We start from the raw sequence: 1,699 nt of genomic DNA, 5'->3' as shown, positions 1-1,699 counted from the left end.
AAAAAATAGCACCGGAAGATTCACTTAAACTACTTGGAAGCGCAAATTTCTCAGAAGCCCCGGTTATTTGCGCCACGGTACTGAACATTCCTAGAACAAAAACTAATATCGAGATAATAATTTTCATATGTAGATAATATTTGTTTTTTTAATGGCTATATGGAATCGCTTTATCTTCATCGGTGTTTGCTTGCTCAAACTTGTTGTTAATGGCGATTTCATATGCAGATATTTATTGTTTTTCATCCCGATAACTATCGGGAGTCATATGTAATTTGCATATCTTCATTGCTACTTGCCACCAATTTTCGTTCATGCCCATTTCATATACTTAATTTTTTGTCAGTCACAAAGTTAATGTAAAAATTTGGTTCTATTAAAAAGCCTGTAAGCCCAGACAAGTTTTAAAAACCCCTAAAGTCTTAATCATAAACCTCATCTAAATCCTCTATATTTGCAAAATCTTTTTTATGAAGATAAAGGACTATGAAGAATATTAGAAACTTTTGCATTATTGCACATATAGATCACGGTAAAAGTACGCTTGCCGACCGTTTGTTGGATTTTACAGGAACGGTAACCGAACGTGAAAAGCAAAACCAGTTGCTCGATAACATGGATTTGGAGCGCGAACGCGGTATTACCATCAAGTCCCACGCCATACAAATGGAATATACGTACAAAGGAGAGCTATATATTTTAAATTTAATTGACACCCCTGGTCACGTAGATTTCTCGTATGAAGTATCCCGTTCTATTGCTGCATGCGAAGGTGCTTTGTTGATTGTTGATGCAGCGCAAAGTATACAGGCACAGACCATTTCTAATTTATACTTGGCTTTAGAAAACGATCTGGAAATCATTCCCATTCTTAATAAAGTCGATTTGCCAAGTGCCAACCCCGAAGAAGTTACCGATGATATTGTAGATTTGTTAGGCTGTAAACCAGAAGATGTTATCCATGCCAGCGGAAAAACAGGTTTTGGGGTCGATAAAATTTTAGCAGCGGTCATTGAGCGTGTTCCGGCACCAAAAGGCGACCCCAATGCACCGCTTCAAGCGTTGATTTTTGACTCCGTTTACAACACCTTTAGAGGTATTGAAACCTATTTTAGAGTGTTTAATGGCGAAATCAAAAAAGGACAAAAAATTAAATTTGTTGCAACCGATAATGAATATTATGCCGATGAAGTCGGGACTTTAAAATTAACACAGGTTGCCAAACAATCTGTTAAAACAGGCGATGTGGGCTATTTGATCACTGGTATAAAAACCGCAAAAGAAGTAAAAGTGGGCGATACCATAACCGATTTTGCAAACCCAACCACCAATATCGTTGAAGGCTTTGAAGATGTAAAACCCATGGTTTTTGCCGGTATTTACCCCGTTGACACCGAAGATTACGAAGAACTCCGTAGCTCGATGGAAAAACTGCAATTAAACGATGCCTCATTAGTGTTCATTCCAGAAAGTTCTGCGGCATTGGGTTTTGGTTTCCGTTGTGGGTTTTTGGGCATGCTGCACATGGAAATTATACAAGAACGTTTAGAGCGCGAGTTCGACATGACGGTTATTACAACCGTTCCCAACGTGTCTTACAATGCTTTTACAAACAAAAATCCCGACGTGCCTTTTGTTGTGAACAACCCATCCGACTTGCCAGATCCTTCAACCGTAAATCGTGTTGAAGAACCTTATA

1 protein-coding gene is annotated in these 1,699 nt (G+C 38.6%); it reads left to right on the top strand.

Annotation, left to right across the window (positions count from 1 at the left end):
• Positions 1-486: 486 nt before the first annotated feature.
• The coding region (gene lepA, locus ACU1LP_RS19430) for a translation elongation factor 4 (protein WP_445737097.1) at positions 487-1,699 on the top strand (1,213 nt) is incomplete at its 3' end.

The sequence above is a fragment of the Mariniflexile sp. genome, from assembly GCF_052728615.1.
This window is presented reverse-complemented; position numbering and strand designations above follow the sequence as displayed.